This is a genomic window from Kocuria sp. CPCC 204721, assembly GCF_040980945.1.
Lineage (GTDB): Bacteria > Actinomycetota > Actinomycetes > Actinomycetales > Micrococcaceae > Kocuria > Kocuria marina.
The window spans coordinates 1-1,426 of record NZ_JAVKPO010000045.1 but is presented as its reverse complement, the minus strand read 5'-3'; the positions used below and the strand labels follow the sequence as shown (position 1 = coordinate 1,426).

Below are 1,426 nucleotides of genomic sequence, written 5' to 3'. Positions count from 1 at the left end.
GGGCTCTTCAGGATCCAGGGTGTAGTTGGGGTCGGCGCGTCGGTCGCCGGATAGGGGTCGAGGCCTCCCGAAGATGAAGGTTCCTACACGCCTCATCTGGAAGACCTCGACGTGCCTGACGCTACCTTCGCCTGCCCTGACTTGACCACCTTCTGCCGTCTCGACGAGCTCGGTCTTGACGTCGTCGGTCAGCGCCTCGAGCCCGAGCAGGCGATCCTGGCCTGCCGGGTCCTGGAACCGGACCAGTGGTGCCGGCGCTGCGGCTGCGAGGGCACGCCCCGCGACACCGTGGTGCGGCGCCTGGCGCACGAGCCGCTGGGCTGGCGACCTACGACGCTGCTGGTCACGGTTCGCCGCTACCGGTGCACCGGGTGCGGACACGTGTGGCGCCAGGACACCACCAAGGCAGCCGAGCCGCGGGCGAGGCTCTCCCGTCGCGGTCTGCGGTGGGCGCTGGAAGGGATCGTGTGCCAGCACCTGACCGTGGCCCGCGTCGCCGAAGGCCTGGGAGTCTCGTGGAACACCGCCAACGACGCCGTGCTGGCCGAGGGCAAGCGGGTGCTCATCGACGACCCCGGCCGGTTCGACGGGGTCAAGGTCATCGGCGTCGACGAGCACGTCTGGCGCCACACCCGCCGCGGCGACAAGTACGTCACCGTCATCATCGACCTCACCCCGGTTCGCGCCGGGACGGGTCCCGCCCGGCTGCTGGACATGGTCGAGGGCCGCTCCAAACAGGCGTTCAAGACATGGTTGGCCGAGCGCGAGAACCCTTGGCGCCAGGGCGTGGAAGTAGTCGCGATGGACGGGTTCAGCGGGTTCAAGACCGCCACCACCGAGGAGCTGCCCGAGGCGACCGCGGTCATGGATCCCTTCCACGTCGTGCGCCTGGCCGGCGATGCCCTGGATCAGTGCCGGCGCCGCGTTCAGCAGGACACCCGTGGCCACCGCGGCCGGGCCGGCGATCCCCTCTACTCGGCTCGCCGGACCCTGCACACCGGAGCGGACCTGCTCACCGACAAGCAGCGGGACCGGCTGGAGAAGCTGTTCACGGCCGACGCCCACGTCGAGGTCGAGGCCACCTGGGGGATCTACCAGAGGATGATCGCCGCCTACCGAGAACCCGACCGGGCCCGAGGCCGAGCGCTGATGCAGCGGCTGATCCACTCCCTCAGCCACGGCGTCCCGGGTGCGTTGAGCGAGGTGATCACGCTCGGCCGGACCCTGACCAAGCGGGCCACCGACGTGCTGGCCTACTTCGATCGTCCTGGTACATCCAACGGCCCGACCGAGGCGATCAACGGCCGGCTCGAACACCTGCGCGGCTCCGCGCTCGGGTTCCGCAACCTCACCAACTACATCGCCAGATCGCTCCTGGAGACCGGCGGGTTCAGGCCGCGACTACACCCTGGATCCTGAAGAGCCG

Annotated in this window: 1 protein-coding gene; it reads left to right on the top strand. The window is 69.7% G+C overall.

All coding sequences use genetic code 11. The features are described 5' to 3' along the window. Nucleotides 1-111: 111 nt before the first annotated feature. Nucleotides 112-1,419, top strand: a complete 1,308-nt coding sequence (locus RF637_RS13760; protein WP_058955456.1) for an ISL3 family transposase — start codon at nucleotides 112-114, stop codon at nucleotides 1,417-1,419. Nucleotides 1,420-1,426: the final 7 nt, after the last annotated feature.